A 24,090-nucleotide genomic window follows, 5' to 3' on the forward strand; every position below is an offset into this window, starting at 1 on the left:
GTTCGGTTAGGCTTCACGCTTAAGCGCCCGTAGCTCAGCTGGATAGAGCATCCGCCTTCTAAGCGGATGGTCGCAGGTTCGAGTCCTGCCGGGTGCGCCACTTAGGCAGCTTTGGCAAGCAAGGTGTTTGAACGCGTTATGGTGGGCGTAGCTCAGTTGGTAGAGCGCTGGATTGTGATTCCAGTTGTCGTGGGTTCGATTCCCATCGTCCACCCCATATTCTTCGAAGGCGCCGCGCGGTAACTGGCGCCTTTGTTTTAAGCGTTACGCGGACGTGGTGAAATTGGTAGACACACTGGATTTAGGTTCCAGCGGCGCAAGCTGTAAGAGTTCGAGTCTCTTCGTCCGCACCATGCTTCAGTAAGGCAGTATCGTTACACCGCAATATGGTGGGCGTAGCTCAGTTGGTAGAGCGCTGGATTGTGATTCCAGTTGTCGTGGGTTCGATTCCCATCGTCCACCCCATCTTTAATACGAAAGGCGCCTTGATCGCGAGATCGGGCGCCTTTTGTTTTTGGTGCGCCCGGACCCTGTGTGGGTGCGCGACGCGGTCGATCCTGTGGTGGTCGGAGCGGTCGACGCGCTGGACTGGCTCGCTCCCAGGCATCCGGCTTGCCTAATGGCTCGGCAGCGCTGCCTCGGGCCGTGGCGCCACTATTTATTGCAAGCCGCCCTTGCAATCCGCTGGTTTCGCCCCAATAAAAGCTGATAGATTTCAGCCGGTTGAAACCCGGTGAAGCGGGAAGTACCAGGACATAGCCAATGATCGCAAAAGAAGCCCGCCAGGCTGCCGCGCTGCAGCGTTTCGCTGAAGCGAACCCTCACTTGCTCGAAGAGATCCGCGCGCTGAATGCGCGTGAGCAGGCGCAGCAAATCCAATGGGCGTTCGAGGATGCCGCTGAAGAGCAAGGTATCCAGCCCTGGGAGCTCGCACTTGAGCTGATCGCCGAAACCCCGGAGCAATTGCGGGCCATGCGACTTGAGACCCACCGGGAGGTGGCCGATGCGCTGGGGTTGTCCTGGGAGGAGTACTGCGAGTTCAACGAGATAGAGCCCGAATAAGGGGCGTGCAGTTCAAGGTGTATTTGTTGAGCAAGATGTTGCGGCAAGTGATCGTTGCAATGTCTGGCCAAGCTTCCTGGAAACAGGTCGCGCGGTTCGCCGTGCGGCCCTTGAAAGTTAATCGACCGGCGTTGTTTCAGGTCGTCCCGAGTGGGGTGACTTCTGCTGCGCGACTCACTAGAATGCTTGCCCTTGATTCTGGAGTCGGGCTAACGCCGGCTAACGTCTGTGCAACGAGGAATATCCATGCAAGTTTCTGTTGAAAACACTTCCGCTCTCGAGCGCCGCATGACCATCGCCGTTCCGGCTGAGCGCGTCGAGAACGAAGTCAACAAGCGTCTGCAGCAGACTGCCAAGCGCGCCAAGGTTGCCGGCTTCCGCCCCGGCAAGGTGCCCATGAGCGTGATCCGTCAGCGCTTCGAGGCCGATGCCCGCCAGGAAGCCTTCGGTGATCTGGTTCAGGCTTCCTTCTATGAAGCCATTGTCGAGCAGAAACTGAACCCTGCCGGCGCGCCGTCCGTAGAGCCCAAGTCGTTCGAAAAAGGCAAGGACCTGGAATTCGTCGCGGTCTTCGAAGTGTTCCCGGAGTTCACCGTTGCCGGCCTTGAGTCGATCAACGTCGAGCGCCTGAGCGCCGAAGTCGCCGATTCCGATCTGGACAACATGCTGGAAGTGCTGCGCAAGCAGAACACGCGCTTCGAAGCCGTTGAGCGCGCCGCGCAAACCGATGATCAGCTCAACATCGACTTCGTTGGCAAGGTTGACGGTGAAACGTTCGCCGGTGGCTCGGCCAAAGGTACCCAGTTGGTGCTGGGCTCCGGCCGCATGATCCCAGGCTTCGAAGACGGCCTGGTCGGCGCCAAGGCTGGCGAAGAGCGCGTCGTCAACGTGACCTTCCCAGAGGACTACCAGAACTTGGACCTGGCCGGCAAGGCCGCCGAGTTCACCATTACCGTCAACAGCGTGTCGGCCCCTGTGCTGCCTGAGCTGAACGAAGCGTTCTTCGCCCAGTTCGGTATCAAGGAATCGACCCTGGAAGGCTTCCGCGCCGAAGTTCGTAAGAACATGGAGCGTGAGCTGCGCCAAGCCATCAAGACCAAGGTCAAGAACCAGGTCATGGACGGTCTGCTGGCTGCCAATCCGATCGAAGCGCCAAAGGCTTTGCTGGAAAACGAAGTCAATCGTCTGCGCGTGCAGGCGGTTCAGCAGTTCGGTGGCAACATCAAGCCTGAGCAGCTGCCGGCCGAGCTGTTCGAAGAGCAAGCCAAGCGCCGTGTTGCGCTGGGCCTGATCGTGGCAGAAGTGGTCAAGCAGTACGACCTCAAGCCAGACGATGCCAAGGTTCGCGAGATGATCGAGGAGATGGCTTCGGCCTACCAGGAGCCTGAGCAAGTCATCGCCTGGTACTACAAGAACGACCAGCAGATGAACGAAGTGCGTTCGGTTGTGCTTGAAGAACAAGTTGTGGATACTGTTCTGCAGAAAGCGACTGTGACTGACAAGTCGGTCTCGTATGAAGAGGCCGTCAAGCCAGCCCAGGCACCTGACGAAGCCGAGTAAGCGGTCTTTTCGCAGGAAGCCCCCACAAGCCAGCCTTCGCGCTGGCTTGTGTGTATTCAAGCCATGACTATTTGGGAGTGAGCGCAGGACATGTCCCGCAATTCTTTTATTCAGCAGAGCTCTGACATCCAGGCTGCAGGCGGCCTGGTCCCTATGGTTATCGAGCAGTCCGCCCGTGGCGAACGCGCCTACGACATCTACTCGCGCCTCCTGAAGGAGCGCGTGATCTTCCTGGTTGGCCCGGTCGAAGACTACATGGCCAATCTCGTCGTCGCACAGATGCTGTTCCTTGAGGCGGAAAACCCGGACAAGGATATCCATCTGTACATCAACTCGCCGGGTGGGTCCGTAACCGCCGGCATGTCGATCTACGACACCATGCAGTTCATCAAGCCGGACGTATCGACCATCTGCATCGGCCAGGCCTGCAGCATGGGTGCGTTCCTGCTCGCCGCCGGTGCCAAGGGCAAGCGTCACTGCCTGCCGAACTCGCGTGTGATGATTCACCAGCCCTTGGGCGGATTCCAGGGCCAGGCTACCGATATCGAAATCCATGCCCAGGAAATCCTGAACATCAAGGCGCGCCTGAACGAGCTTCTGGCCTACCACACCGGTCAGGATCTGGAGACCATCAAGCGCGACACCGAGCGTGACAACTTCATGAGCGCCTCGCGCGCAGCCGAGTACGGCCTGATCGACTCGGTATACGACAAGCGGCAACTGGCTTCCTGAAGCGGGAGGCCAGGGCAGGTAGGCGCATGATGCGCCTGCCTGCGGACTTGAAAAAGCCCGCAATTGCCTTCATCTTGTGTTGCAAGCCTACCGGATTGGATCGATCGAATGACTGACACCCGTAACGGCGAGGACAGCGGCAAATTGCTTTATTGCTCCTTCTGCGGCAAAAGCCAGCACGAAGTGCGCAAACTGATTGCCGGGCCCTCGGTATTTATCTGCGACGAGTGCGTCGACCTGTGCAATGACATCATCCGCGAGGAGGTGCAGGAAGCTCAGGCCGAAAGCAGCGCGCACAAATTGCCTTCGCCGAAAGAAATCAGCGGTATCCTCGACCAGTACGTCATTGGTCAGGAACGCGCGAAAAAGGTGCTTGCCGTGGCGGTTTACAACCACTACAAGCGCTTGAACCAGCGTGACAAGAAGGGTGACGATGTCGAGCTGGGCAAGAGCAACATCCTGCTCATCGGCCCTACGGGCTCGGGTAAGACCCTGCTCGCCGAAACCCTCGCGCGCTTGTTGAACGTACCGTTCACAATCGCGGACGCCACCACCCTGACCGAAGCTGGTTATGTGGGTGAGGACGTCGAGAACATCATTCAGAAACTGCTGCAGAAGTGCGACTACGATGTGGAAAAGGCCCAGATGGGTATTGTCTACATCGACGAAATCGACAAGATTTCGCGCAAGTCGGATAACCCGTCCATCACCCGTGACGTCTCGGGTGAAGGTGTGCAGCAAGCCTTGCTCAAGCTCATCGAGGGCACCGTTGCCTCCGTACCTCCACAGGGCGGTCGCAAGCACCCGCAACAGGAGTTCTTGCAGGTTGATACCCGCAATATCCTGTTCATCTGCGGTGGTGCATTCTCTGGTCTCGAAAAGGTCATTCAGAACCGCTCCACCAAAGGTGGTATGGGCTTTGGTGCTGAAGTGCGCAGCAAGGAGGAGGGCAAGAAAGTCGGCGAATCTCTGCGTGAGGTCGAGCCTGATGACTTGGTCAAGTTTGGCCTGATCCCCGAGTTCGTGGGGCGCTTGCCCGTATTGGCAACGCTTGATGAGCTGGACGAAGCAGCGTTTATCCAGATCTTGACCGAGCCCAAGAACGCGCTGACCAAGCAGTACGCCAAGCTGTTCGAGATGGAAAGCGTCGACCTCGAGTTCCGCAGCGATGCGCTCAAGGCCGTTGCTCGCAAAGCTTTGGAGCGCAAGACTGGCGCCCGTGGCCTGCGTTCCATCTTGGAAGGGGTGCTGCTCGACACCATGTACGAGATTCCTTCTGCGAAGGAAGTCAGCAAGGTGGTGATCGATGAAAGCGTCATCGAGGGTACCTCGCAGCCGCTGATGATCTACGAGAACAGCGAGCCGCAAGCCAAGGCAGCGCCTGACGCCTGATTCAGGGCAGGTCACCTGACCGCGTAGCACAGAGGGGGCCTAGGGCCCCCTTTTTGCTTTTCCTGCGCCAGCGCTTGTAATTTCGCGGGTGTACCCCCACATTAGGTCCAAACATCAATTCCACGGTTTCCGGCCACTAAGGCCGCTGTAGAGGCGAAATCATGAAGACCACCCTCGACTTGCCTCTTTTGCCATTGCGCGACGTCGTTGTTTACCCGCACATGGTCATCCCGCTGTTTGTGGGGCGTGAGAAATCCATCGAGGCCCTCGAAGCCGCGATGACGGGCGAAAAGCAGATTCTCCTGCTCGCCCAGAAAAACCCGGCTGATGATGATCCGGGCGAAGACGCGCTATACCGCGTTGGTACCGTAGCTACCGTGCTCCAGCTGCTGAAACTGCCTGACGGTACCGTTAAAGTGCTGGTCGAAGGCGAGCAGCGGGGTACTGTCGAGCGCTTCAGTGAAGTCGACGGCCATGTGCGCGCTGAAGTGTCTCTGATCGACGAGACCGAGGCTGTCGAGCGCGAATCGGAAGTCTTCGTGCGCACGCTGCTTTCGCAGTTCGAGCAGTACGTGCAACTGGGCAAGAAAGTGCCAGCCGAAGTGATGTCCTCGCTCAATAGCATCGATGAGCCCGGGCGCCTGGTCGACACCATGGCTGCCCACATGGCCCTGAAGATCGAGCAGAAACAGGAAATTCTGGAAATCGTCGACCTGCCAACGCGGGTCGAGCATGTCCTGGCATTGCTCGATGCCGAGATCGACCTGCTGCAGGTCGAAAAGCGCATCCGCGGCCGGGTGAAAAAGCAGATGGAGCGCAGCCAGCGCGAGTACTACCTGAATGAGCAGATGAAGGCCATTCAGAAAGAGCTTGGCGATGGTGATGAGGGTCACAACGAGCTCGAGGAGCTGAAAAAGCGTATCGAAGCCGCTGGCCTGCCCAAAGACGCCATGACCAAAGCCCAGGCCGAGCTGAACAAGCTCAAGCAGATGTCGCCGATGTCGGCTGAGGCCACCGTGGTGCGGTCCTACCTGGACTGGCTGGTTCAGGTGCCTTGGAAAGCCCAGAGCAAGGTGCGCCTGGACCTTGCCAAGGCCGAAGACATTCTCGATGCAGACCACTACGGTCTGGAAGAGGTCAAGGACCGTATTCTCGAGTACCTTGCCGTGCAAAAGCGCGTCAAGAAAATCCGTGGTCCGGTGCTGTGCCTGGTTGGCCCACCTGGCGTGGGCAAGACGTCCCTGGCCGAATCCATCGCCGCTGCGACCAACCGTAAATTCGTGCGCATGGCCTTGGGCGGGGTACGAGATGAAGCTGAAATCCGTGGCCATCGCCGGACCTACATCGGATCCATGCCCGGGCGGCTGATTCAGAAGATGACCAAAGTGGGCGTGCGTAACCCGCTGTTCCTGCTCGATGAAATCGACAAAATGGGCAGCGACATGCGCGGCGACCCGGCCTCGGCACTGCTCGAGGTGCTGGACCCCGAGCAGAACCACAACTTCAACGATCACTACCTGGAGGTCGATTACGACCTGTCGGACGTGATGTTCCTGTGCACCTCTAACTCGATGAATATCCCGCCAGCATTGCTGGACCGGATGGAGATCATTCGTCTTCCGGGTTACACCGAAGATGAAAAAATCAACATCGCAGTCAAATACCTGGTGCCCAAGCAGGTCAAGGCAAACGGCCTGAAAAAAGAAGAGCTGGAGATCGATGTCTCGGCCATCCGCGACATCATTCGTTACTACACGCGCGAGGCGGGTGTGCGCGGTCTTGAACGTCAGATTGCCAAGGTCTGCCGCAAGGTCGTCAAGGAGCACGCAGGGCAGAAGCAGGTCAAGGTCAAGGTCGCCGGCGAGCAGCTCGAACACCTGCTGGGCGTGCGCAAGTTCCGCTACGGCCTTGCCGAGCAGCAGGACCAGATCGGCCAGGTGACGGGTCTGGCGTGGACGCAAGTGGGGGGCGAGTTGCTCACCATCGAGTCCGTGGTCATTCCTGGCAAAGGTCAGTTGATCAAAACCGGCTCGCTCGGTGACGTCATGGTCGAGTCGATTACGGCTGCGCAGACAGTGGTGCGTAGCCGCGCCCGTAGCCTGGGGATCGCAGCCGACTTCCATGAAAAGCACGACGTTCACATTCATATGCCCGAAGGTGCCACCCCTAAGGATGGCCCAAGTGCAGGTATCGGTATGTGCACCGCGCTGGTGTCGGCCCTGACTCAAATACCCGTACGTGCGGATGTGGCGATGACAGGCGAAATCACGTTGCGTGGCCAGGTTCTGGCCATTGGCGGGCTCAAGGAAAAACTGCTGGCCGCTCACCGGGGCGGCATCAAGACGGTGATCATTCCTGAGGAGAACGTGCGCGACCTCAAGGAAATTCCAGAAAATATTAAACAGGATCTGCAGATCAAACCGGTCAAATGGATTGACGAAGTCCTGCAAATTGCGCTGCAATACGCCCCGGAGCCCTTGCCAGATGTGGCTTCCGACATTGTCGCGAAGGACGATAAGCGCGACACTGAGGCAAAGGAAAGAATTAGCACGCACTAGCAGTTTTAGCCTGGGGGGCTTTCTTGACAGTATTTTCGGCGCCTTGCTATAAAGCGGCACGTTATTGTCATCAGGCCACCCAGCACCGTTTTCACACGCTTTCTTTACATACTTAGAAACATACTCAATAGAGCACAAGGGGACTTACGAGTGAACAAGTCGGAACTGATTGACGCTATCGCCGCACAAGCTGACATTTCGAAAGCCACCGCTGGCAAAGCGCTGGACGCAGTGATCGAATCCGTCACCGGCGCCCTGAAGCAAGGCGACGATGTCGTTCTGGTCGGCTTCGGCACCTTCACTGTCAAGGATCGTGCTGAGCGTACCGGCCGCAACCCGCAGACCGGTAAGGCGATCAAGATCGCTGCCGCCAAGGTGCCAGGTTTCAAGGCAGGTAAAGGCCTGAAAGACGCCGTCAACTAAGTCGTCTCTTTCAGCCGGACCCGGCCTGGCCAGGTCCGAGCACGCTGAAGGCGGGACGCAAACGTTCCCGCCTGATTCGTATGCTAAGAAAAGGCGCATCCTCGGATGCGCCTTTCTTTTATCAGGACTCTACCCACGCTCCGCGGTTGTCGACGCAGTGGTACAGCCGTCTCTGGGGGACGCATGCTGCAAAATATCAGGGACAATTCACAAGGTTGGATTGCCAAAACCATCATCGGTCTCATTGTCGTGCTGATGGCATTGACCGGGTTCGAAGCCATTTTCCAAGCCGCCAGCCACAGTCAGGATGCTGCCAAGGTCAACGGCGAAACGATCAGCCAGAACGAGTTGAGCCAGGCGGCCGACATGCAGCGCCGCCAGTTGGTGCAACAGCTGGGTAAGGACTTCGATCCTGCGCTGCTTGACGACAAGCTGCTGCGTGAAGAGGCCCTCAAGGGGCTGATCAGCCGCAAGCTGTTGCTCGAGGGTGCCAAAGACGCCAAGTTCGCGTTTTCCGACGCTGCGCTGGATCAGGTCATGCTGCAAACGCCGGAATTCCAGGTTGACGGCAAGTTCAACAGCGACCGTTTCGATCAGGTCATCCGCCAGATGGGCTATGGGCGTATGCAGTTTCGCGAGATGCTCGGTGAGGAAATGCTCATCGGGCAGTTACGTGCCGGAATCGCCGGCAGTAGCTTCGTAACCGATCAGCAAGTCGACGCTTTCGCACGCCTTGAAAAGCAGACCCGCGATTTCGCGTCCTTGACCTTCAAGGCCGACCCGGCCGCGATCAAGGTCAGCGACGAAGAGGTCAAGCAGCACTATGACGCCCATGCCAAGGAGTTCATGTCGCCTGACCAAGTCGTCATCGACTACGTAGAGCTCAAGAAATCGTCCTTCTTCGACCAAGCCAAAGTCACTGACGAGGCGCTCAAGGCTCAGTACGAGAAGGAGATCGCCAACCTTGCCGAACAGCGCCGCGCCGCGCATATCCTCATCGAGGTCAACGACAAGACGACCGATGCCCAGGCCAAAGCGCGTGCTGACGAAATCGAACAGCGCCTGGCCAAGGGTGAAGATTTTGCCGCGTTGGCGAAGGAGTTTTCCCAGGATCCAGGTTCGGCCACCAACGGCGGTGACCTCGGCTTTGCCGGCCCTGGTGTGTACGATCCGGCGTTTGAACAGGCGCTGTATCAGCTGCACGACGGGCAGGTCTCAGCTCCGGTTCGTACCGAATACGGCTATCACATCATCAAGCTGCTTGGCGTCGAGGCGCCCGAGGTGCCGAGCTTCGCTAGCCTGAAAGACAAGCTGACCCGCGACCTCAAGACGCCACTGGTCGAGCAGCGCTACGTGGACGCCAGCAAGCAGTTGCAGGACGCCGCTTACGAGGCCTCCGACCTGGTACAGCCGGCCCAGGACTTGAACCTCAAGGTCCAAACGTCCGCTCCGTTCGGCCGCGAAGGCGGCGACGGCATCACTGCCAACCGCTCTGTGGTGCAGGCAGCGTTCTCGGAGGAAGTGCTGGAAGAGGGTGCCAACAGCACCGCCATCGAGCTTGACCCTGAGACGACGGTGGTACTGCGCGTCAAGGAACACCGTAAGCCTGCGCAGCTGCCACTGGAAACGGTTGCCAAGAACATCCGCGAGCACCTGGCCAAGGAGAAAGCCACCGCTGCCCTCAAGGCCAAGGCGGACAAGCTGATCGCGGGTCTGCGGGATGGCTCCATCGCCCCTGCGAGCGTTCAGGAAGGCCAGGGCTGGAAGCCCTATGAAGCCGTCTCGCGTGGTCAGGACGGTATCGACCCTGTCGAGCTGCAGGCATTGTTCCGTCTCGGCAAGCCGCAAGCCAAGGATAAACCCGTCTATGGCAGCGTCGTGCTGCGTGATGGCAGCCTGGTCGTGCTGCAACTCAAGGGCGTCAATGACGGTGCTGCGGCCACGGATGAAGAGAAGCAGCAGATCCGCCGCTACCTGGCGTCTCGTGCTGGTCAGCAGGACTTCGCCGCCTACCGCAAACAGCTGGAGGCCAACGCGGACATCACGCGTTACTAAAAGCTGTTTGGAAATACCCGACAGGCCGCCGCAAGCGGCCTGTTTTTTTTACCTGAGCGAAGGCGCCGCTAGCGTTAGCGCTTGACGCCCTCATGATTGTCCAATGTGTCGCGTGCAATCTCGCGCCCCAGCGCGATCAGCTCGGGCGCCTTGTAAAACTCGAAGAAGCGGCACACACGTTTGGGCACATTGATCAGTACGTCAGGCGGATAGCCGGCGATCTTGTACTGCGCCAGTGAAGTCTGCATGACTTCGAAGCTCTGGTTGATCAAGTCCAGCAGCGAGGCGGGCCCTACGTTGTCGATGATGAACGAGCCGGTGGCAGACTTGGGCGCGCCTTCGCTTTCGGGTGCAGCGGTGGGCTGCTGCGCCTGTGGATCTGCCGACTCGGCCAGCCAAGGGTTCACGGGCGGAAAACGGTCGCGGGCCATGCCTTTTTCGATACGGACCAATTCTTCGGCGGGCTTGCGGCGAAATGGCAGGTGCGAGCCAAGCGAGTTGATCAGTGCATCGAATCGCATCTTGAAGGCTGCAGGCCGCTCTATCACCGGAAGTTGATAGTGCTTCTGGTTGGTCGCGTTGAGGTTGACCGCAATAATCAGGTCGCAATGGCTCGATACCACGGGCACGATGGGTAACGGGTTGAGGATGCCGCCGTCGACCAGCATGCGGTTACCCTGAACGACAGGCGTGAACAGACTGGGTATGGCAGCCGAGGCACGCATGGCCTGATGCAGGCAGCCTTCCTGAAACCAGATCTCCTGCTGGTTGGTCAGGTCAGCGGCAACGGCGGTATAGGGAATGCGCAATTGCTCGATGTCGATGTCGCCTACTATCTTGCGGATCTGGCCGAAAACCTTGTCGCCTCGGATGGCGCCCAGACTGAAGCTCACATCCACCAGGCGCAGGACATCCAGATAGTCCAGGCTCTCGATCCAGCGCTTGTATTGCTCAAGCTTGCCTGCAGCGTAGATGCCGCCAACCACCGCTCCCATGGAGCACCCGGCGATGCAGGCGATTTCGTATCCGCGACGTTCGAGTTCCTCGATCACGCCGATGTGCGCATACCCTCTGGCCCCGCCTGATCCGAGCACCAATGCCACGCGTTTGTTCATCAACTTCCCTCAGCATTCGCGACTTAAACCCTACAATGCACGCATCGCACCCTCGGCATCAATGCGCAACCTGTCGAGCACGTGGCTTGCGAAGCCAAGCGGGCACTTTTGCAACGGGTTGGCGTCGAACGTGCATTGTTTCTTTCCCTCAGAGGTTTAACCGATGAAAGCCTGGATCTGCCTGCCGTTGATTGCCCTGACCCTTGCCGGTTGCGCTGGCAAGACGGCGTACCGTGACAGCTGTGCCACACAACTGGACGCCGCCTGGAAGGAGCTCGATCTGGCCAAGGCTGAAGGCTTTGCCGGGGCCGTGAGCTACTCCAAGGCGCTGTCGCTGCTCACTGGCGCCAAGACGCAACAGCAATTCGAGGGTTACGAAAGCTGCACGCGCAAGGCTGAAAAAGCACGCTTCTACATCCGTGAGTCCCGTGCCGGCCGTTGATCGAGGGTTGCCACGTGTCTGACATGATTGATCACCTCATCGCCCAGATCATCACCTTGCACGTCAGGCTCCTGGCGTGCCGCGAGCGCCTGGCGGTCGACACCGACAGTGAAGCCTTGCACGACCTGCGCACCAGCGTGCGCCGCCTGCGCAGCCTGGTGCGACCGCTACGCGGGCTGCCGGGTGTGGAGCCTCTCGAAAGTGCTGCCAAGGCCCTTGGAACGCTCACCACGCCGCTGCGCGATGGCGAGGTGCTGGGCGCCGCCCTCATTACCCAGGGGGCCGAGCAAGCTGGCCGCAGGCGTCTGCAAGGGCGAGGACCATCTTATGCCAGCGTCGCACGCAGCCCGCAGCTGACCCGGCTGCTGGCGACGGTTGATGCGTTTCCCGCGTTTGTGCGTGGCGCAGAGCGCGATGGCCTGATTCAGGGGTTGGACAAGCATATCGAGAAACGCCTGCGCAAACAGTGGCGCAAACTGGCCGCGGCCTTGCAAGATCCCGAGCACGATCGCCACCGGTTGCGGTTGCTGATCAAACGGGCGCGGTACGCAGACGAAGCCTACCCCCAGTTCGGCCACGCCCCGAAGAAGCTTCAGCGCACCCTGAAACGCGCGCAGGGCGATCTGGGGGATTGGCATGACCGTCTGCAATGGCTGCTGCAAGCGCAACAGCATGCCGATCTGGCTGGCTGCATCAGCGGATGGGCACACGAACTGGAAGAGGCCGAGCGTCGGTCGGACAGCACGCTGGACGCGTTGGGTGAGGCGTTGGCCCACCACAAGCCCGGACAATGACCGATATGAAGGCTGCTGCGGGGGCTAGAGCCGGCTAGGATGGACATCCGTTACCCGTCCAGGAGCTGCCCAATGACGTTCGAACAAGTGCTTGAGGCTGCCAGAGCTCACCCCGACAGCGTACGCGTACCGGCAGGGTGGGGCCAGGGACGAGCGATCTTTGGCGGCCTGATGGCTGCCATGGTGTTCGAGGCGATGCGTGCCCGGCTAGGCCATGACCGCCCGGTGCGCTCGCTGGCCATTACCTTTGTGGCCCCTGCTTCGGCAGATACCCCGATTCGTCTGGAGGTCGAAGTATTGCGCCAGGGCACGGGTGTCAGCACGCTGCTGGGCCGCGCCGTGCAGCAGGGGCAGGTGGTGACGCTGGTACAGGGCAGTTTCGGCGCCGCACGAAGCTCTGCGGTGTCCGTACTGCCCCTACCTGCGCCGCAGATGCCAGCCCTTGAGGAAAGCGCGGCAGCCTTGCCTCACATCCCGGGAGTGACCCCGGAATTCATGAAGAACCTGGAGTTGCGCTGGGCAATCGGTGGGCTGCCGTTCAGCGGCAACGACTCGCGCGTCATGGGGGGCTGGGTGCGCTTGCGTGACGTGCAGGGCGGGGTAATGAGCGAGGCGCACCTGCTGGCATTGGTAGACGCATGGCCACCTAGCGTACTGCCCATGCTGAAACAGCCAGCAGCCGGCAGTACGCTTACCTGGACCATCGAGTTCGTGCAGCCTGTACGCTCGCTGAACGCTGGCGATTGGTGCCAGTACCGTGTGGAGACCGAATACGCACACGAGGGCTATGGCCATGCCGCCGCCGCATTATGGAGTGACGATGGCGCGTTGCTGGCCTTGAGCAGGCAAACGGTGACGGTATTTGCCTAAAGGCCATCACCGCCGAGGCTTATGACGGTCGCGCCAGGCCTGCCGCCACGCGCCACTCAGGACGAAGCGCGGGAATGTGATGAACTGTTCGCTGAGCACGCGTTGAACCCGGTCAGTACGGTCGATGAAGGGCTCTTGAGTGTCCGCCTCCAGGCGGTGGCCGTGACGTTGAAGCGCAATGGCCGCGACCAGGGCGAGCAGACCGACGGCCAGCTGCACGATGTCCAGCCCTAACAAGCCAGACACGATCAACAACGCACCTAGAATGAACAGCGGAACCGCTATCAAATGCAGCACTAGGTTTGCAGGGTGACGATGGCTGTGCGAGTAGCCGCGCCATTGCCAGGCGAGCAGATTGGGTAGGCGTTTGTTCATGGGCACTTCCTCTCGGTCATGCCCAAAGCTTAGTGTGCAGGCGCGCGCAGAGCCAATCGGCGCTGGCTATGAACCTTATAGCTTCAGTTGACCTATGGCCTTGTTAAGCGCGCCGGCCAGTGTCGCGAGTTCCGAACTGGTGGTGGCCGAACCTACGGTCTGCTGGACGGTTTGCTCGGTGACATCACGGATGCTGACCACGGCGCGGTTCATTTCCTCTGCCACCTGGCTCTGTTGTTCGGCAGCCACGGCGATCTGGGTGTTGCTTTCACGCATCTGCGCCACTGCGCCGGTGATCTCGGCCAATGCCGCACCTGCTTCCTGGGCCTGTTTTACACAATCGTCGGCTTTGTAGGAGCTTTCCTGCATGAACTCGACCGCATCCCGGGTGCCTGACTGCAGGGCAGACACCATGGTGGTGATCTCGTCGGTTGATGACTGAACCCGTTTGGCCAGGTTGCGCACCTCATCGGCCACCACGGCGAACCCGCGGCCCAGGTCACCGGCACGGGCCGCTTCGATGGCCGCGTTCAGTGCCAGCAGGTTGGTCTGCTCGGCAATGCTGTGAATGACGCTGACCACGCCATTGATCTTCTGGCTGTCTTCGGCCAGTTGACGGATCATTTCGGCGGTCTGCTGGACGCCGCTGGAAAGCCCGGCAATGGACGTCTGCACACGAGTGACCACGTCTTTTCCACTGCCGGCGAGCGTGTCGGCAGTCTGGGAGAGATCGCGGGTCGCCCCTGCATGCTGGGCGATATGGTAGACGGTGGCGGACATTTCATTGATGGCTGTCGCGGCTTGGTCGGTTTCGCTCTGCTGCCCCAGCATGCCGTGGCGCACGTCGTTCATGCTGGCCGCAAGACGCGCAGCACCTGAGTCGAGCTGTGCTGCAGTGGTGGCAACGGTGCTGACGATACGGTGGTAGGTACCCTGCATGGCATTGAAGGCGCCCGCCATCTGACCGACTTCGTCACCGCCGGCCAGGGGTACGCGAGCGGCCAGATCGCCGGTTTTTTCCACATGCAGCATCACGTCCTTGAGTGTGTTGAGCTGGCTGAGTAGAAAGCGGATCAGCAGTTGCGAAGCGGCGAGCATGGCCAGCATCAGAATCAGCACGCACACCGCATAATGCGAGAATCGATCGATGAAGACTTGGCGCAGGCTGGGTGACTGGGCAAGTACTGCGACGTAATGATCACCGCTTTGCAGCACATGAGCACCCTGTAATGGGTCTTGTCCCAACAGTTGGCTGGAGGGCAGTACTACCCAGCCCTGTGCGCCGCGCAGGGCCTCCAGGGGCTCGCCGGCGAAGGAGGGCGTCTGCCCAGCACGCCAGGTTATGATGCTTGGCGAAAGAGGCAAAGGCTGGCTTTCGGGCCACGCCGCCAGCAGGCTTGCCTGGGCGGTGGCTTGGTGTACAGCCCCTTCAGCACGGGCGCGTTGCTCCAGGTGAACCGCGTACAGCACCAACAGCAAGGTGGTCACGAAGGCTACGGCGTTGACCGCCCAGAACTTGTATTTCAGTGAAACATTGCTAAGCCAGGCACCCATGGGCAGGTCTTCTCTGAGTTGAGCGAAAACAATATTGGCAAGGTGCCATCATTGTGCCCAGAGCGACTCGGAGGGTGTTGATATGTATCAATAGATATCAGGGTAGCTACGGTAATTTGAAGAATGCCTTGGCCGTGGCAGTGGTGTGCGCGGCGGTTTCTTGCAGGGTTTCATTGCGGTGCAGCGCCACTTCTCGCAGCACTTCGGGCAGGTACGCCGGCTCGTTACGCCCGTTCTTGGGCTTGGGGCGCAGACTGCGCGGTAGTAAATAGGGCGCATCGCTCTCCAGCATCAAGCGGCCGGTCGGGATATTGCCCACCAATCCATGCAGGTGCGTCCCACGTCGTTCGTCACAGATCCAGCCAGTGATGCCAATGTGCAGGTCCAGGTCCAGGTAGCTGAACAGGGCAGTACGTTCCCCGGTAAAGCAATGGACCACGGCTGCTTTCAACTGGTCGCGATACTCTTTCAGGATGGCCAGCAGGCGCTCGCTGGCGTCGCGCTCATGGAGGAACACCGGTAGCTGGCATTCCACGGCCAATGCCAGCTGGGCATGCAAGGCCTTTTCCTGAGCAGGGCGTGGAGAGAAGTCACGATTGAAGTCCAGGCCGCATTCGCCTACAGCGCGCACCCGCGGCTCGGCGAGCAGTTGGCGCATGTGCGCTTCGCTCTGGCTGTTCCAGCTGTTTGCATCGTGCGGGTGAACCCCGGCCGTCGCGAACAGGTGAGTTTGCGCGCTGTCCAGTTGCTGGCAAAGGTCAATTGCCTGTTCACTCACAGGCAGGCTGGTGCCTGTCAGAACCATTTGCGCGACGCCCGCTTCCAAAGCGCGGTTGACCACTTCCGCTTGGCGGTCATGGAAACTGCTGTTGGTCAGGTTGACGCCAATATCGATCAATTGCATGGTGCTACCTCGTGCCGCAGGGACGCCAGCATAGCAAAAGCCCGTGCCGAACTGGCTGTCCAAGAACTTCAAGTCCAGGGCATGGTCTTTTTGACCTCAAGCCCAAACGTGGCGAACGTCATTTGGCTACCCACTCACGACGGATACCTTGAATGCCACGCTATTGGCTCATGTTCATGCTGCTGTTAGGGTTGCCCCTGGCCAGCCAGGCGCAGACGCAGGTACGTCCCCCGGGCCCGCAGCACCACATCCCGCCGGCCAATGCCCGCGATCTCCAGCACATTCGCAGCAGCAAGGTCTTGCGCGTGCTGGTCAATCAAAGCCGCAACAGCTCCGGCGAAGTGAAGGGCGAGCCGGTGGGCGTCGAGTACTACCGCCTGCGCGCGCTCGAGCACTTCCTCAATGCCCGGGCACAGGACAACCAGCGCATCGAACTCAAACTGATCCCCCGCGCCAAGGAGCAACTCCTGGGCGCACTGGGGCGCGGGGAGGGCGATTTGGCCGCCCCAGGCGAACTGCTCGATCCTGCCACGGTGCGTAATGTCGTGGCGACTGCCCCAGTACGTGATCAGGTGGCGCTGGTATTGGTCGGACGCAAGGGGGAGCGCACCTTCAGCCAGGCAGAACAGTTGTCAGGCCGCACCATCGCGCTGACCAGCGCAAGTGCCGCGGGCCCGGTGATCGAGCAACTGAACCAGCGCCTGGCCTTGCGCAAGCGCCCTGCGGTCAAGGTCGAGTGGGTGGATCCGACCCTGGCCATCGAGGATGTGCTGGAGATGGTCCAGGCCGGTATCTATCACTTGACCGTGGTCGAGCAGCCAATCGCCCGCCGCTGGTCAAAGGTCATGCCCAAGCTGCGTGTCAACCCACGCGTGCACCTGGGGCCCCCGCAAGCCATGCGCTGGTACGTTGGGCGTAACTCGCCGCAGTTGCAGGCATCGGTCGACCGCTTCCTACAAAACTATCGTGCCCCTGACAACGAGGATGCAGCGTTCGAGCGCATCTATCGGCGTCAGTACCGGGTACACAACCCGCTCGCCCGTCAGGACCGCCAGCGGTTGGCCTCGGTCAGTGCCGTGTTGAAAAAGCATGGCCAAGCGCAGCAGATCGACTGGCTCAACCTTGCCGCCTTGGCATTCAAGGAGTCGACTCTCAACCCGGCCGCACGCGGGGCAGGGGGCGCACACGGGTTGATGCAGATCACGCCGGCAGCTGCCCAGCGGGTCGGGGTCAGCAACATAAAGACGGTGGACGGTAATGTCCAGGCCAGCGCGCGTTACCTGGCCCTGATCCGGCGCAAGTTTTTCTCCAGCCCCCGCATCAATGAGCGTGAGCGCATGGCGTTCGTGTTGGCCGCCTACAACCTGGGCCCCGAGCGCGTGCAGGCCATGCGCGCCGAAGCGCGCAAGCGTGGACTCAACGGTAACCAATGGTTCTTCCAGACCGAACGCATCGCCATGGAGCAGGTGGGCATGGGGCCGGTCAACTTCGTCAACAGCGTGAACAAGTACTTTCTGGCGTTCAATCGGGAGCGGCGGGTGCTGGAGCCCAAGGGCAAACACTAAGCGGAGGCGCACTGGAGCGGGCAATTGGCCAGAATCGTGCGCTTGCATGTTCGGTTCAATCGCTCTAGCATGACGCCTGCGCCGATTTAAACAGCTACTTGCGGGGCGCAGAGACGCCCCAGGGGTGTTTCGAAATACCGCTAAAGCGCTGGTTCGGTGACGCCTCCCACCGCTGCCCAGCGAGATTGGCGAGGCGGAGAATGCACCATGAGTTGCCCACGTACCAGCGTCTGTCTGAGCCCTCTGCCTGTCAGTCAGGCATCGCGTACCCCGCGCATCCTGCTTTGGGGGGCGCACCAGCCCACACTTTTGCGCCACCTCGAAGGTTTGTCCCGTCGAAGGGGCCAGGCCCGCGCATTCCTGATTCAGTTCGCCGAGACCGGCGAGCATTTCGCCCAGTACGCCAATGACCGGTTCGACCTTGCCGTGATTCAAGCACCCGCGGCCGAGGCCTCGGCCGAAGTGATCGGCCACCTGGTGCGTATCGCACGTCAAGGCCTGATCACGGCACGCTGAAAAGCCTGCCGTTCCGCGGCGGTGCAAAAGAATCAGGGTTTGACGAACCGGGGCGCGGTTTCGTGTGCGTCGTATTGAATGTCGGTGACGTCCCAGTAGGCTTCCCCCGTTGGCGTGCGCACCGTGATCTTGTCCCCGACGCATTTGCCTATGCAGGCCCGGGCCATCGGTGAATCGATGGAAATGAAGTCCTTGCGGTCGTAGATTTCATCCGCGCCGACGATTCGGAACCGCTTGCTTTCGTCGTCCTCGTTGGCGATGGTTACCCACGCCCCAAAGAACACTTTTCCTTCCTGCGCGGGCGAGTAGGGCACCACGCGCAGGTTCTCGATGCGCTTGCGAAGGTAGCGCACACGCCGGTCGATTTCCCTCAACCGTTTCTTGTTGTACTGGTAGTCCGCATTTTCACTGCGATCGCCCAGGGACGCTGCCCAGGTCACTTTGCGCGTGATCTCCGGTCGCTCATCGCGCCAAAGCCAGTCCAGTTCATCTTTAAGGGCTTGGTAGCCTGCTTCGGTGATGAGGTCAGTCGCCATGTGTGCCTTTTTCCGTATTCGAACCTGGCCGACAGGGTCGCTGCGCGCACGGGGAGGCGGCGCAGGGTAGCCGGGAGGCTACAGACGTTAACCGCCCAGCAGCGCCATGTTCAAGCACTGGGTACTGTGGTTGGAAGAAGGGGCGATGGCTTGGGCCGGCAGAGCCTCCGTCCGCTTACTGCGGACGGGGGCGGTCAGGGCGCAGCTCCTGGGCATCAAGCCGTTTGGCCGTGGCCTTGTGGCGTCTGGCGCTTGGCAGGATCACCCAGCCACAGCATCAGGCAGGTACCGATCAACAGAATCGATGCAACCGCGAAGAAAGGCAGCGTGAAGCTTTGCGTGGCATCTTTGATCAGGCCGATCAGGAATGGGCCGGTGAACCCGCCGAGATTGCCGATCGAGACGATCATGGCCAGGCCGCCAGCTGCCGCACGGCCGGTCAGAATGGTCGATGGGATGGCCCAGAAGGTCGCCTGGAAAGACAAAATCCCGGAGACCGCCATGCACAAGCAGGCGATCTTCAGCACCGGCTGCTCAATCAACGCTGCGCCCACCAATGCCAAGGCCGCGAAAGCAAGCGCGCTGGCGACGTACGCAAGACGGTGTTCGCTGCGGTTGGCCAGGCGAGCCCATAAGGTCATGGCCGCTGCACCCAGCAGGTAAGGCAGTGCTACCACGAAACCTACGGTCCCGCTGGAAATACCCAGGCTCTTGATGATTTGTGGAAGCCACAGGCCGGTGCCAATGGAGCCCACGATGCAGCAGAAATTGATCGCAGCCAGCGTAAACACCTTCGGATTGGTCAGTGCAGCGCGCAGGGTCGTGCCGTGGGATGCACCTATCGCTTGTTGCTCCTGAGCCAGGCGCTGAGTGAGCCAGGCTTTCTCCCGGGGCTTGAGCCACTTGGCCTTGGCCGGGGTGTCGACCAACACGAACAGGCAGGCAATGCCCAGCAGCACTGCCGGCATTGACTCGGTCACCAGCAGCAGCTGCCAGTTCTTGAGCCCCCAGACACCGTGCTGCTCCATCAGCCAGCCCGACAACGGTGAGCCTACAATGTTGGCCACAGGGATGCCCAGCAGGAATGCCGCCGTGGCCTTGGCCCGCCACTTGCCTGGGAACCAGTAGGTGAAATACAGGTAGACCCCAGGGGTGAAGCCCGCTTCGGCCAGCCCCAGGAGGAACCGTGCGATGCTGAAGCTGATGGGCCCGGTGGCAAATGCGGTAGCCATCGAGATCAGACCCCAGGTGATCATGATCCGTGCGATCCATACCCGCGCGCCAAAGCGCTGCATCAGTAGGTTGCTGGGGATTTCAAACATGAAATAACCGAAGAAGAACAGGCCCGCCGCCCAACCGAACATCGTCGCTGTCAGGCCCAGGTCCTGATTCATGCTGATGGCGGCGAAACCCACGTTCGTGCGGTCGAGGTAGCTGATTACGTAGCAGATGAAGATGAATGGCACCAGGCGCCAGAGGATCCGGCGCATCAGGCGTTCACCCTCGGCGTCACTGAGCGGCGCTTGTGCGCTAGGGTTTTCGTAAGTCATGTCGTCACTCTTTTTGTAGTTGTGGTGTGCGCTGACAGGCGCGTTCAGCTGTGGGAGAACATCGGCAATCCTGGTGCGTGGGTACGGACCTGCAGGATGCTGCCGGTCTCGGATTCGGTGATGAACAGCGTCTGGCCATCGTCGCCACCAAATGCCAGGTTGGTGTTGCTGATACCTGCGCAGGAGACGATGCGTTGCAGGGGCTCGGCGACCCTGGACAGCTTCAACAGCGTGGACTGGTACTGGATGTCTGGGCTTACCACACCCAGCTCGATGAAGTGCTTGAGGTCGCCCGAGCCTTTCCCGACCTGCTGATCGTCATTGATCACCTCGGCGGGCCGCTGGGGCTGGCCCATACGCCGGTCAACGCGATGCGGTGTTCACGCAGTGGTCGGCAGGTCTTTGCCGGTTGGCGCAATGTCCGAATGTGCGACTGAAGCTAGGGGGGCTGGGTATGAAAGTCGCGGGGTTCGACTACCACCTTGCCCCAAAACCGCCAAGCTCGGTCATCCTGGCCGAGCAATGGCGACCCTATCTGTTGCATGCCATAGATTGCTTCGGCGTGGAGCGTTGCATGTTCGAAAGCAACTTCCCGGTGGACAAGGGCATGTTCGGCTACGACGTGTTGTGGAACGCGTTCAAGCGTGTAGTGACAGACTTTACCGAGCCTGAAAAGAATCGGCTGTTCAGCGGGACTGCCCGTGAGACCTATCAGCTCATGAGCTGAGCGGTTGATTCACCTGATTGCAGGCCAGCTCCCAACCAGATGGGCTCGTTCATGCGGAGTTCCTTCGCTGCAGAATTCGCAACATTGCAACCGACGTGGTCAGCTGTGATGGCGGTCGTCGGGGCATTGCCAGATAATGGGACGCTTTCAATGCCGCCAATGACTTGCATCATTCACAGGTGAGGAACTTTCGATGGTAAATGTCCGGCCGCGTCCAGCGGTCAATGGAGTGGCTTCGGCCGACCGCGTGCTGACGGTGCTTTCTGCGTTTCAGGTGGGTGACACGGCGCTGACGCTTGTCGAGCTTGTCGAGCGTACCGGGCTGATCAAAAGTACCATCATGCGCCTGATGGTTTCGCTTGAGAATCACGGCTATGTCAACCGCATGGCCGACGGTCGCTATCAACTGGCCAGTGAAGTGATGCGGCTTAACGCCGTGTACGAAGAGGGTATCGATCTGGAGCGGCACGTGATGCCCAGGCTGCACCTTCTGGCCGAGCGTACGGGTGAAACGGCGTCGTTCTACGTGCGCCACGGGGCCTACCGCATGTGTCAGTACCGGGTGAATTCCCCCCATCGTCTACGCATGCACGTTCAACCTGGCGATATGCGTCCGATGGACGATGCTGCCGGCGCCCAGGCATTGCGCACACCGTTTGCCAGCGGCATCACCATGCAGCAACCGTTCTTCTCGATGGGGGCCACGGACCCGCATGCGGCTTCGGTAGCCTTTCCCGTCTACGGGGCAGGTGATGAATTGGTCGGTGCATTGGTGCTGTCAGGCCCTTCAAGCCGCTTGACGCCAGAGTGTGTCGAGGCGATCAACGACGTCTTTCTCGACGCAACCCGCGATCTGATGCGCAGCCTCGGTTGCAAGGCCGCCTAGTCTTCAATGCCTCTTCAGGTAGCCGTTCGCCGCCGTTGCACAATGCGCGGCCTTGATTCGAAAGCCTGGTGATCTGCGAGGCTTCTCGACCCCTCAAGCGCCAGGCACGTCAGGCTTGGCGACCTTCCCATTGGGCGCGCTTGCAACCAACGCAAATAGGCTTGGCGCAAGCGTGGGCCTGCGCCTAAGCTAATTCCAAAAAGATATTTATAAAAGATTTTTAAGATCGATTAGATTTAACTCGATTGGCGCGATTCTCTGCGTTCGCCGATCAGCTTGCAGCCGCTCGATCATTCAGGTCGCAGGCGTGCGGTTTAATCAATCTCACCCCCTGAAGCCAGCGCCTGCTTGCAACAGTGGTTTCATGCTCGGAGTCCCGCGTGACAATCAATCAGAGTGCCTTGGCCGAGAAGCCCCTTCCGTCTCGCCACGTTATCGCTCGTCCTGACGACGACAGAGGGCGTGGCGTCGATACTGTCCTTGAGTTCAGGGGCGTTACCAAGGCCTATCCTGGCGGCGCATCCGTGTTGCCCGCTGTCGATCAGGTCAATTTGGAAGTACGGCGGGGAGAGGTGCTGTGCTTGATGGGCACATCCGGCAGCGGAAAGTCTACGTTACTTCGGCACATCAACCGGCTGATAAAGCCCTCCAGTGGCGAAGTCCTGGTCGATGGTCAGGCCATCGGCGACCTGGACGCAAGGGCGCTGCGAGCGTTGCGGTCCCGGCGTATCGGCATGGTCTTCCAGCACTTCGGGCTGTTACCCCACCGCACCGTACTGGACAATATCGCATTGCCATTGGAATTGCGGGGTACCCCGGAAGCGGTTCGTCATGCAGCGGCCAAGGTGCAGCTACGCGCAGTCGGGCTGGAGGGCTGGGCCGAGCATTATCCCCACCAGCTGTCCGGCGGCATGCAGCAGCGGGTCGGCCTGGCGCGGGCTTTGGTGAGCGAACCGGACATCCTGCTGATGGACGAGCCCTTCAGCGCGCTCGACCCTACCATTCGACGAGACCTGCAAAATCACTTCATGGCGTTAGTCCGCGAGCGCGGTATTACCACCTTGTTGGTTACGCATGACCCCGCAGAGGCCCTGCGCCTGGGTGATAGGATCGCGATCATGCGCCAAGGTCGCCTCGTTCAGGTCGGTACCCCAGCGCAATTGCTGGAAGCACCGGCCGACAGCGAAGTGGCCGACTTCTTTCAGGACCACACCAAGGTCATGCCGCGCGCACGTTCCGTCGCCCCGGCGGCTCCGAAAGAAAACACCCGAGCAATGCCTGGCCGCACCGCCGTTGGCCGCTGGCAAGCCCTGTTGATGGGGCCTGCGGCGCTGGCCGCCGCCGGCAGAGGCGGCGCCTTCTGGCTCTGCCTGGCCACTGAACTCGCAGCGCTTGCGGTATTGGCCCAGAGCATCGTCGGTTCATCGACGTTGGCAGCGCTGGCGGCCCTGGCCGTGTTCGTGACGAACCGAATCATAGCGGCCTCGTTGAGTCGCCAACCGGTGTCGCGCTCCGAGTCAGGCTGGGCGGTGCCGCTTGCAGTACTGATGGTGAGTCAGGTGCTGGTGATCTGGCGTGTGTTTGCACCCGAGACAGGTCACGTTTTGCAGCAGTTTCCGGCTGACCGCCAGCTAATGTTGCAGGTGGCCCAGGGCATCGACCAGTTCATCGCATGGTCGCAGGTGACCTTCGAGCGTGCGTTCATCGGGGTCATCTACATCGTACGTGGGGTCATCGACGGCATTGAAAGTGGGCTGGGCTGGCTGCCTTGGCCTGTTCCTGCCTTGGCGCTGGTACTTCTGGCTTGGCGCTCGGCTGGAACGACGCTTGCGCTGACCAGCACTGCGGCGGTCTTGTACATCGGTCTGTTCGGCTTCTGGGAGCGCACTGTCTCCACCTTGGCGCTGGTCGGCTCTTCGGTGTTGATTGCATTGCTCATCGGCGTTCCGACCGGAATCCTGCTGGCCAAGCGTGCGCGGGTGCGACGGCTGGTCACACCGCTACTGGATGTGATGCAAACGCTGCCAACGTTCGTTTATCTGATCCCTGCAGTGGCCTTTTTCTCGGTAGGCAAGACCCCGGCTGTGATCGCCACGGTGGTTTTCGCCCTGGCGCCGATGATCCGTCTGACATCGCTGGGCATCCAGGAAGTACCCAAGGAAACCGTCGAGGCAGCGCTCGCCCATGGCGCAAGCCCTTGGCAAGCGCTGCTCAAGGTGGAGTTGCCGTTGGCACGCCGGTCACTGTTGCTGGGTATCAATCAGACCATCGTCATGAGCCTGTCGATGGTCGTGGTCGCCGCGCTGATCGGCGCTGGTGGGCTGGGCTACGACGTCATGACTGCGCTTCGCAACATCAAAGGCGGGGAGGGCGTGCTGGCAGGCGTGGCGATAGTGCTGTGCGCGCTCATACCCGACCGGATCATTCAATCGAGCTTGCGCCAGCAAGACCCTCTTCGTACCTGAACACAGCGA

General features: G+C 60.3%; 22 protein-coding genes and 4 tRNA genes. 19 read left to right on the forward strand and 7 right to left on the reverse strand.

Annotated elements, in window-relative coordinates; all coding sequences use genetic code 11:
• Positions 1–23 precede the first annotated feature (23 nt).
• The 11 genes from ACK59L_RS00955 to ACK59L_RS01005 all read left to right on the forward strand — a co-directional run bounded on the left by ACK59L_RS00955 (position 24) and on the right by ACK59L_RS01005 (position 9,782).
• Positions 24–100: transfer RNA gene (locus ACK59L_RS00955), tRNA-Arg, on the forward strand.
• Positions 101–141: 41 nt separating this feature from the next.
• Positions 142–217, forward strand: a tRNA-His gene (locus ACK59L_RS00960).
• Between the two features lie 51 nt (positions 218–268).
• A tRNA-Leu gene (locus ACK59L_RS00965) sits at positions 269–353 on the forward strand.
• 36 nt (positions 354–389) lie between these two features.
• Positions 390–465: transfer RNA gene (locus ACK59L_RS00970), tRNA-His, on the forward strand.
• 297 nt (positions 466–762) lie between these two features.
• Positions 763–1,062, forward strand: a complete 300-nt coding sequence (locus ACK59L_RS00975; protein WP_409271298.1) for a DUF6388 family protein — start codon at positions 763–765, stop codon at positions 1,060–1,062.
• Between the two features lie 246 nt (positions 1,063–1,308).
• Positions 1,309–2,622: a trigger factor gene (gene tig, locus ACK59L_RS00980; protein ID WP_196134872.1), complete on the forward strand. Its 1,314-nt coding sequence runs from the start codon at positions 1,309–1,311 to the stop codon at positions 2,620–2,622.
• Positions 2,623–2,712: 90 nt separating this feature from the next.
• Positions 2,713–3,354 carry an ATP-dependent Clp endopeptidase proteolytic subunit ClpP gene (gene clpP, locus ACK59L_RS00985; protein ID WP_023536171.1) on the forward strand — a complete coding sequence of 214 codons (642 nt, stop codon included), beginning with the start codon at positions 2,713–2,715 and terminating at the stop codon, positions 3,352–3,354.
• A gap of 108 nt (positions 3,355–3,462) precedes the next feature.
• Complete coding sequence (gene clpX / locus ACK59L_RS00990; protein ID WP_409271301.1) at positions 3,463–4,746, forward strand: ATP-dependent Clp protease ATP-binding subunit ClpX; 1,284 nt, start codon at positions 3,463–3,465, stop codon at positions 4,744–4,746.
• Positions 4,747–4,907: 161 nt separating this feature from the next.
• Entirely contained in the window at positions 4,908–7,304 is a 2,397-nt protein-coding gene (lon, locus tag ACK59L_RS00995; RefSeq protein ID WP_058603780.1) for an endopeptidase La, read from the forward strand.
• A 150-nt stretch (positions 7,305–7,454) separates the two neighbouring features.
• A complete protein-coding gene (gene hupB, locus ACK59L_RS01000; RefSeq protein WP_058603781.1) occupies positions 7,455–7,727 on the forward strand; it encodes a nucleoid-associated protein HU-beta in 273 nt (90 codons plus the stop codon).
• Positions 7,728–7,910: 183 nt separating this feature from the next.
• Positions 7,911–9,782, forward strand: a complete 1,872-nt coding sequence (locus ACK59L_RS01005) for a SurA N-terminal domain-containing protein (RefSeq protein ID WP_058603782.1) — start codon at positions 7,911–7,913, stop codon at positions 9,780–9,782.
• Positions 9,783–9,856: 74 nt separating this feature from the next.
• Here the strand turns inward: ACK59L_RS01005 and ACK59L_RS01010 are convergent, their stop codons facing one another.
• Positions 9,857–10,897 (reverse strand): patatin-like phospholipase family protein, encoded by a 1,041-nt coding sequence (locus tag ACK59L_RS01010; RefSeq protein ID WP_409271304.1) that lies wholly within the window; start codon positions 10,895–10,897, stop codon positions 9,857–9,859.
• Between the two features lie 163 nt (positions 10,898–11,060).
• Here ACK59L_RS01010 and ACK59L_RS01015 point away from each other — a divergent pair, with 163 nt between their 5' ends.
• From ACK59L_RS01015 to ACK59L_RS01025, 3 genes are all read left to right on the forward strand, one after another.
• Positions 11,061–11,339, forward strand: a complete 279-nt coding sequence (locus tag ACK59L_RS01015) for a hypothetical protein (protein ID WP_023536014.1) — start codon at positions 11,061–11,063, stop codon at positions 11,337–11,339.
• 14 nt (positions 11,340–11,353) lie between these two features.
• Positions 11,354–12,133: a CHAD domain-containing protein gene (locus ACK59L_RS01020; protein WP_409271307.1), complete on the forward strand. Its 780-nt coding sequence runs from the start codon at positions 11,354–11,356 to the stop codon at positions 12,131–12,133.
• Between the two features lie 72 nt (positions 12,134–12,205).
• Positions 12,206–13,003: an acyl-CoA thioesterase gene (locus ACK59L_RS01025; protein ID WP_409271309.1), complete on the forward strand. Its 798-nt coding sequence runs from the start codon at positions 12,206–12,208 to the stop codon at positions 13,001–13,003.
• Between the two features lie 6 nt (positions 13,004–13,009).
• Here ACK59L_RS01025 and ACK59L_RS01030 read toward each other — a convergent pair whose 3' ends face one another.
• The 3 genes from ACK59L_RS01030 to ACK59L_RS01040 form a co-directional block, all read right to left on the reverse strand.
• On the reverse strand, positions 13,010–13,378 hold the full coding sequence (locus ACK59L_RS01030) for a terminase (RefSeq protein ID WP_409271311.1): 369 nt from the start codon (positions 13,376–13,378) through the stop codon (positions 13,010–13,012).
• A gap of 75 nt (positions 13,379–13,453) precedes the next feature.
• Entirely contained in the window at positions 13,454–14,932 is a 1,479-nt protein-coding gene (locus tag ACK59L_RS01035; RefSeq protein ID WP_326383801.1) for a methyl-accepting chemotaxis protein, read from the reverse strand.
• A 106-nt stretch (positions 14,933–15,038) separates the two neighbouring features.
• On the reverse strand, positions 15,039–15,836 hold the full coding sequence (locus ACK59L_RS01040; RefSeq protein ID WP_409271314.1) for a TatD family hydrolase: 798 nt from the start codon (positions 15,834–15,836) through the stop codon (positions 15,039–15,041).
• Between the two features lie 152 nt (positions 15,837–15,988).
• Between ACK59L_RS01040 and ACK59L_RS01045 the strand changes: the two genes are divergently transcribed.
• Together ACK59L_RS01045 and ACK59L_RS01050 are read left to right on the forward strand one after the other, a co-directional pair.
• The gene (locus ACK59L_RS01045; RefSeq protein ID WP_167340399.1) at positions 15,989–17,401 is read left to right on the forward strand and encodes a transglycosylase SLT domain-containing protein; all 1,413 of its coding nucleotides are present in this window, start codon (positions 15,989–15,991) and stop codon (positions 17,399–17,401) included.
• A gap of 207 nt (positions 17,402–17,608) precedes the next feature.
• Positions 17,609–17,917, forward strand: a complete 309-nt coding sequence (locus ACK59L_RS01050) for a hypothetical protein (protein WP_196134883.1) — start codon at positions 17,609–17,611, stop codon at positions 17,915–17,917.
• Positions 17,918–17,949: 32 nt separating this feature from the next.
• On the opposite strand, the gene greB is transcribed toward ACK59L_RS01050, so the two are convergent.
• From greB to ACK59L_RS01065, 3 genes are all read right to left on the reverse strand, one after another.
• Positions 17,950–18,453 (reverse strand): transcription elongation factor GreB, encoded by a 504-nt coding sequence (gene greB / locus ACK59L_RS01055; RefSeq protein WP_409271316.1) that lies wholly within the window; start codon positions 18,451–18,453, stop codon positions 17,950–17,952.
• A gap of 215 nt (positions 18,454–18,668) precedes the next feature.
• A complete protein-coding gene (locus tag ACK59L_RS01060; RefSeq protein WP_409271318.1) occupies positions 18,669–20,003 on the reverse strand; it encodes an MFS transporter in 1,335 nt (444 codons plus the stop codon).
• 44 nt (positions 20,004–20,047) lie between these two features.
• A complete protein-coding gene (locus tag ACK59L_RS01065; protein ID WP_409271320.1) occupies positions 20,048–20,359 on the reverse strand; it encodes a hypothetical protein in 312 nt (103 codons plus the stop codon).
• A 20-nt stretch (positions 20,360–20,379) separates the two neighbouring features.
• On the opposite strand from ACK59L_RS01065, the gene ACK59L_RS01070 reads away from it, so the two are divergent.
• From ACK59L_RS01070 to ACK59L_RS01080, 3 genes are all read left to right on the forward strand, one after another.
• The gene (locus ACK59L_RS01070; protein WP_409271322.1) at positions 20,380–20,730 is read left to right on the forward strand and encodes an amidohydrolase family protein; all 351 of its coding nucleotides are present in this window, start codon (positions 20,380–20,382) and stop codon (positions 20,728–20,730) included.
• A gap of 193 nt (positions 20,731–20,923) precedes the next feature.
• Positions 20,924–21,616 (forward strand): IclR family transcriptional regulator, encoded by a 693-nt coding sequence (locus ACK59L_RS01075; protein ID WP_078478792.1) that lies wholly within the window; start codon positions 20,924–20,926, stop codon positions 21,614–21,616.
• A 434-nt stretch (positions 21,617–22,050) separates the two neighbouring features.
• Positions 22,051–24,081, forward strand: a complete 2,031-nt coding sequence (locus tag ACK59L_RS01080; RefSeq protein WP_409271531.1) for an ATP-binding cassette domain-containing protein — start codon at positions 22,051–22,053, stop codon at positions 24,079–24,081.
• Positions 24,082–24,090 lie beyond the last annotated feature (9 nt).

Source organism: Pseudomonas sp. KCJK9111, assembly GCF_046231935.1.
Lineage (GTDB): Bacteria > Pseudomonadota > Gammaproteobacteria > Pseudomonadales > Pseudomonadaceae > Aquipseudomonas > Aquipseudomonas parafulva_B.

Bases quoted from the DNA above. Each gene is read 5' to 3' on its own strand.
- ACK59L_RS00975 (WP_409271298.1), top strand. From the start codon at position 763: ATGATCGCAAAAGAAGCCCGCCAGGCTGCCGCGCTGCAGCGTTTCGCT.
- tig (WP_196134872.1), top strand. From the start codon at position 1,309: ATGCAAGTTTCTGTTGAAAACACTTCCGCTCTCGAGCGCCGCATGACC.
- clpP (WP_023536171.1), top strand. From the start codon at position 2,713: ATGTCCCGCAATTCTTTTATTCAGCAGAGCTCTGACATCCAGGCTGCA.
- clpX (WP_409271301.1), top strand. From the start codon at position 3,463: ATGACTGACACCCGTAACGGCGAGGACAGCGGCAAATTGCTTTATTGC.
- lon (WP_058603780.1), top strand. From the start codon at position 4,908: ATGAAGACCACCCTCGACTTGCCTCTTTTGCCATTGCGCGACGTCGTT.
- ACK59L_RS01005 (WP_058603782.1), top strand. From the start codon at position 7,911: ATGCTGCAAAATATCAGGGACAATTCACAAGGTTGGATTGCCAAAACC.
- ACK59L_RS01010 (WP_409271304.1), bottom strand. From the start codon at position 10,897: ATGAACAAACGCGTGGCATTGGTGCTCGGATCAGGCGGGGCCAGAGGG.
- ACK59L_RS01015 (WP_023536014.1), top strand. From the start codon at position 11,061: ATGAAAGCCTGGATCTGCCTGCCGTTGATTGCCCTGACCCTTGCCGGT.
- ACK59L_RS01025 (WP_409271309.1), top strand. From the start codon at position 12,206: ATGACGTTCGAACAAGTGCTTGAGGCTGCCAGAGCTCACCCCGACAGC.
- ACK59L_RS01030 (WP_409271311.1), bottom strand. From the start codon at position 13,378: ATGAACAAACGCCTACCCAATCTGCTCGCCTGGCAATGGCGCGGCTAC.
- ACK59L_RS01035 (WP_326383801.1), bottom strand. From the start codon at position 14,932: ATGGGTGCCTGGCTTAGCAATGTTTCACTGAAATACAAGTTCTGGGCG.
- ACK59L_RS01040 (WP_409271314.1), bottom strand. From the start codon at position 15,836: ATGCAATTGATCGATATTGGCGTCAACCTGACCAACAGCAGTTTCCAT.
- ACK59L_RS01045 (WP_167340399.1), top strand. From the start codon at position 15,989: ATGCCACGCTATTGGCTCATGTTCATGCTGCTGTTAGGGTTGCCCCTG.
- ACK59L_RS01050 (WP_196134883.1), top strand. From the start codon at position 17,609: ATGAGTTGCCCACGTACCAGCGTCTGTCTGAGCCCTCTGCCTGTCAGT.
- greB (WP_409271316.1), bottom strand. From the start codon at position 18,453: ATGGCGACTGACCTCATCACCGAAGCAGGCTACCAAGCCCTTAAAGAT.
- ACK59L_RS01060 (WP_409271318.1), bottom strand. From the start codon at position 20,003: ATGACTTACGAAAACCCTAGCGCACAAGCGCCGCTCAGTGACGCCGAG.
- ACK59L_RS01065 (WP_409271320.1), bottom strand. From the start codon at position 20,359: ATGGGCCAGCCCCAGCGGCCCGCCGAGGTGATCAATGACGATCAGCAG.
- ACK59L_RS01075 (WP_078478792.1), top strand. From the start codon at position 20,924: ATGGTAAATGTCCGGCCGCGTCCAGCGGTCAATGGAGTGGCTTCGGCC.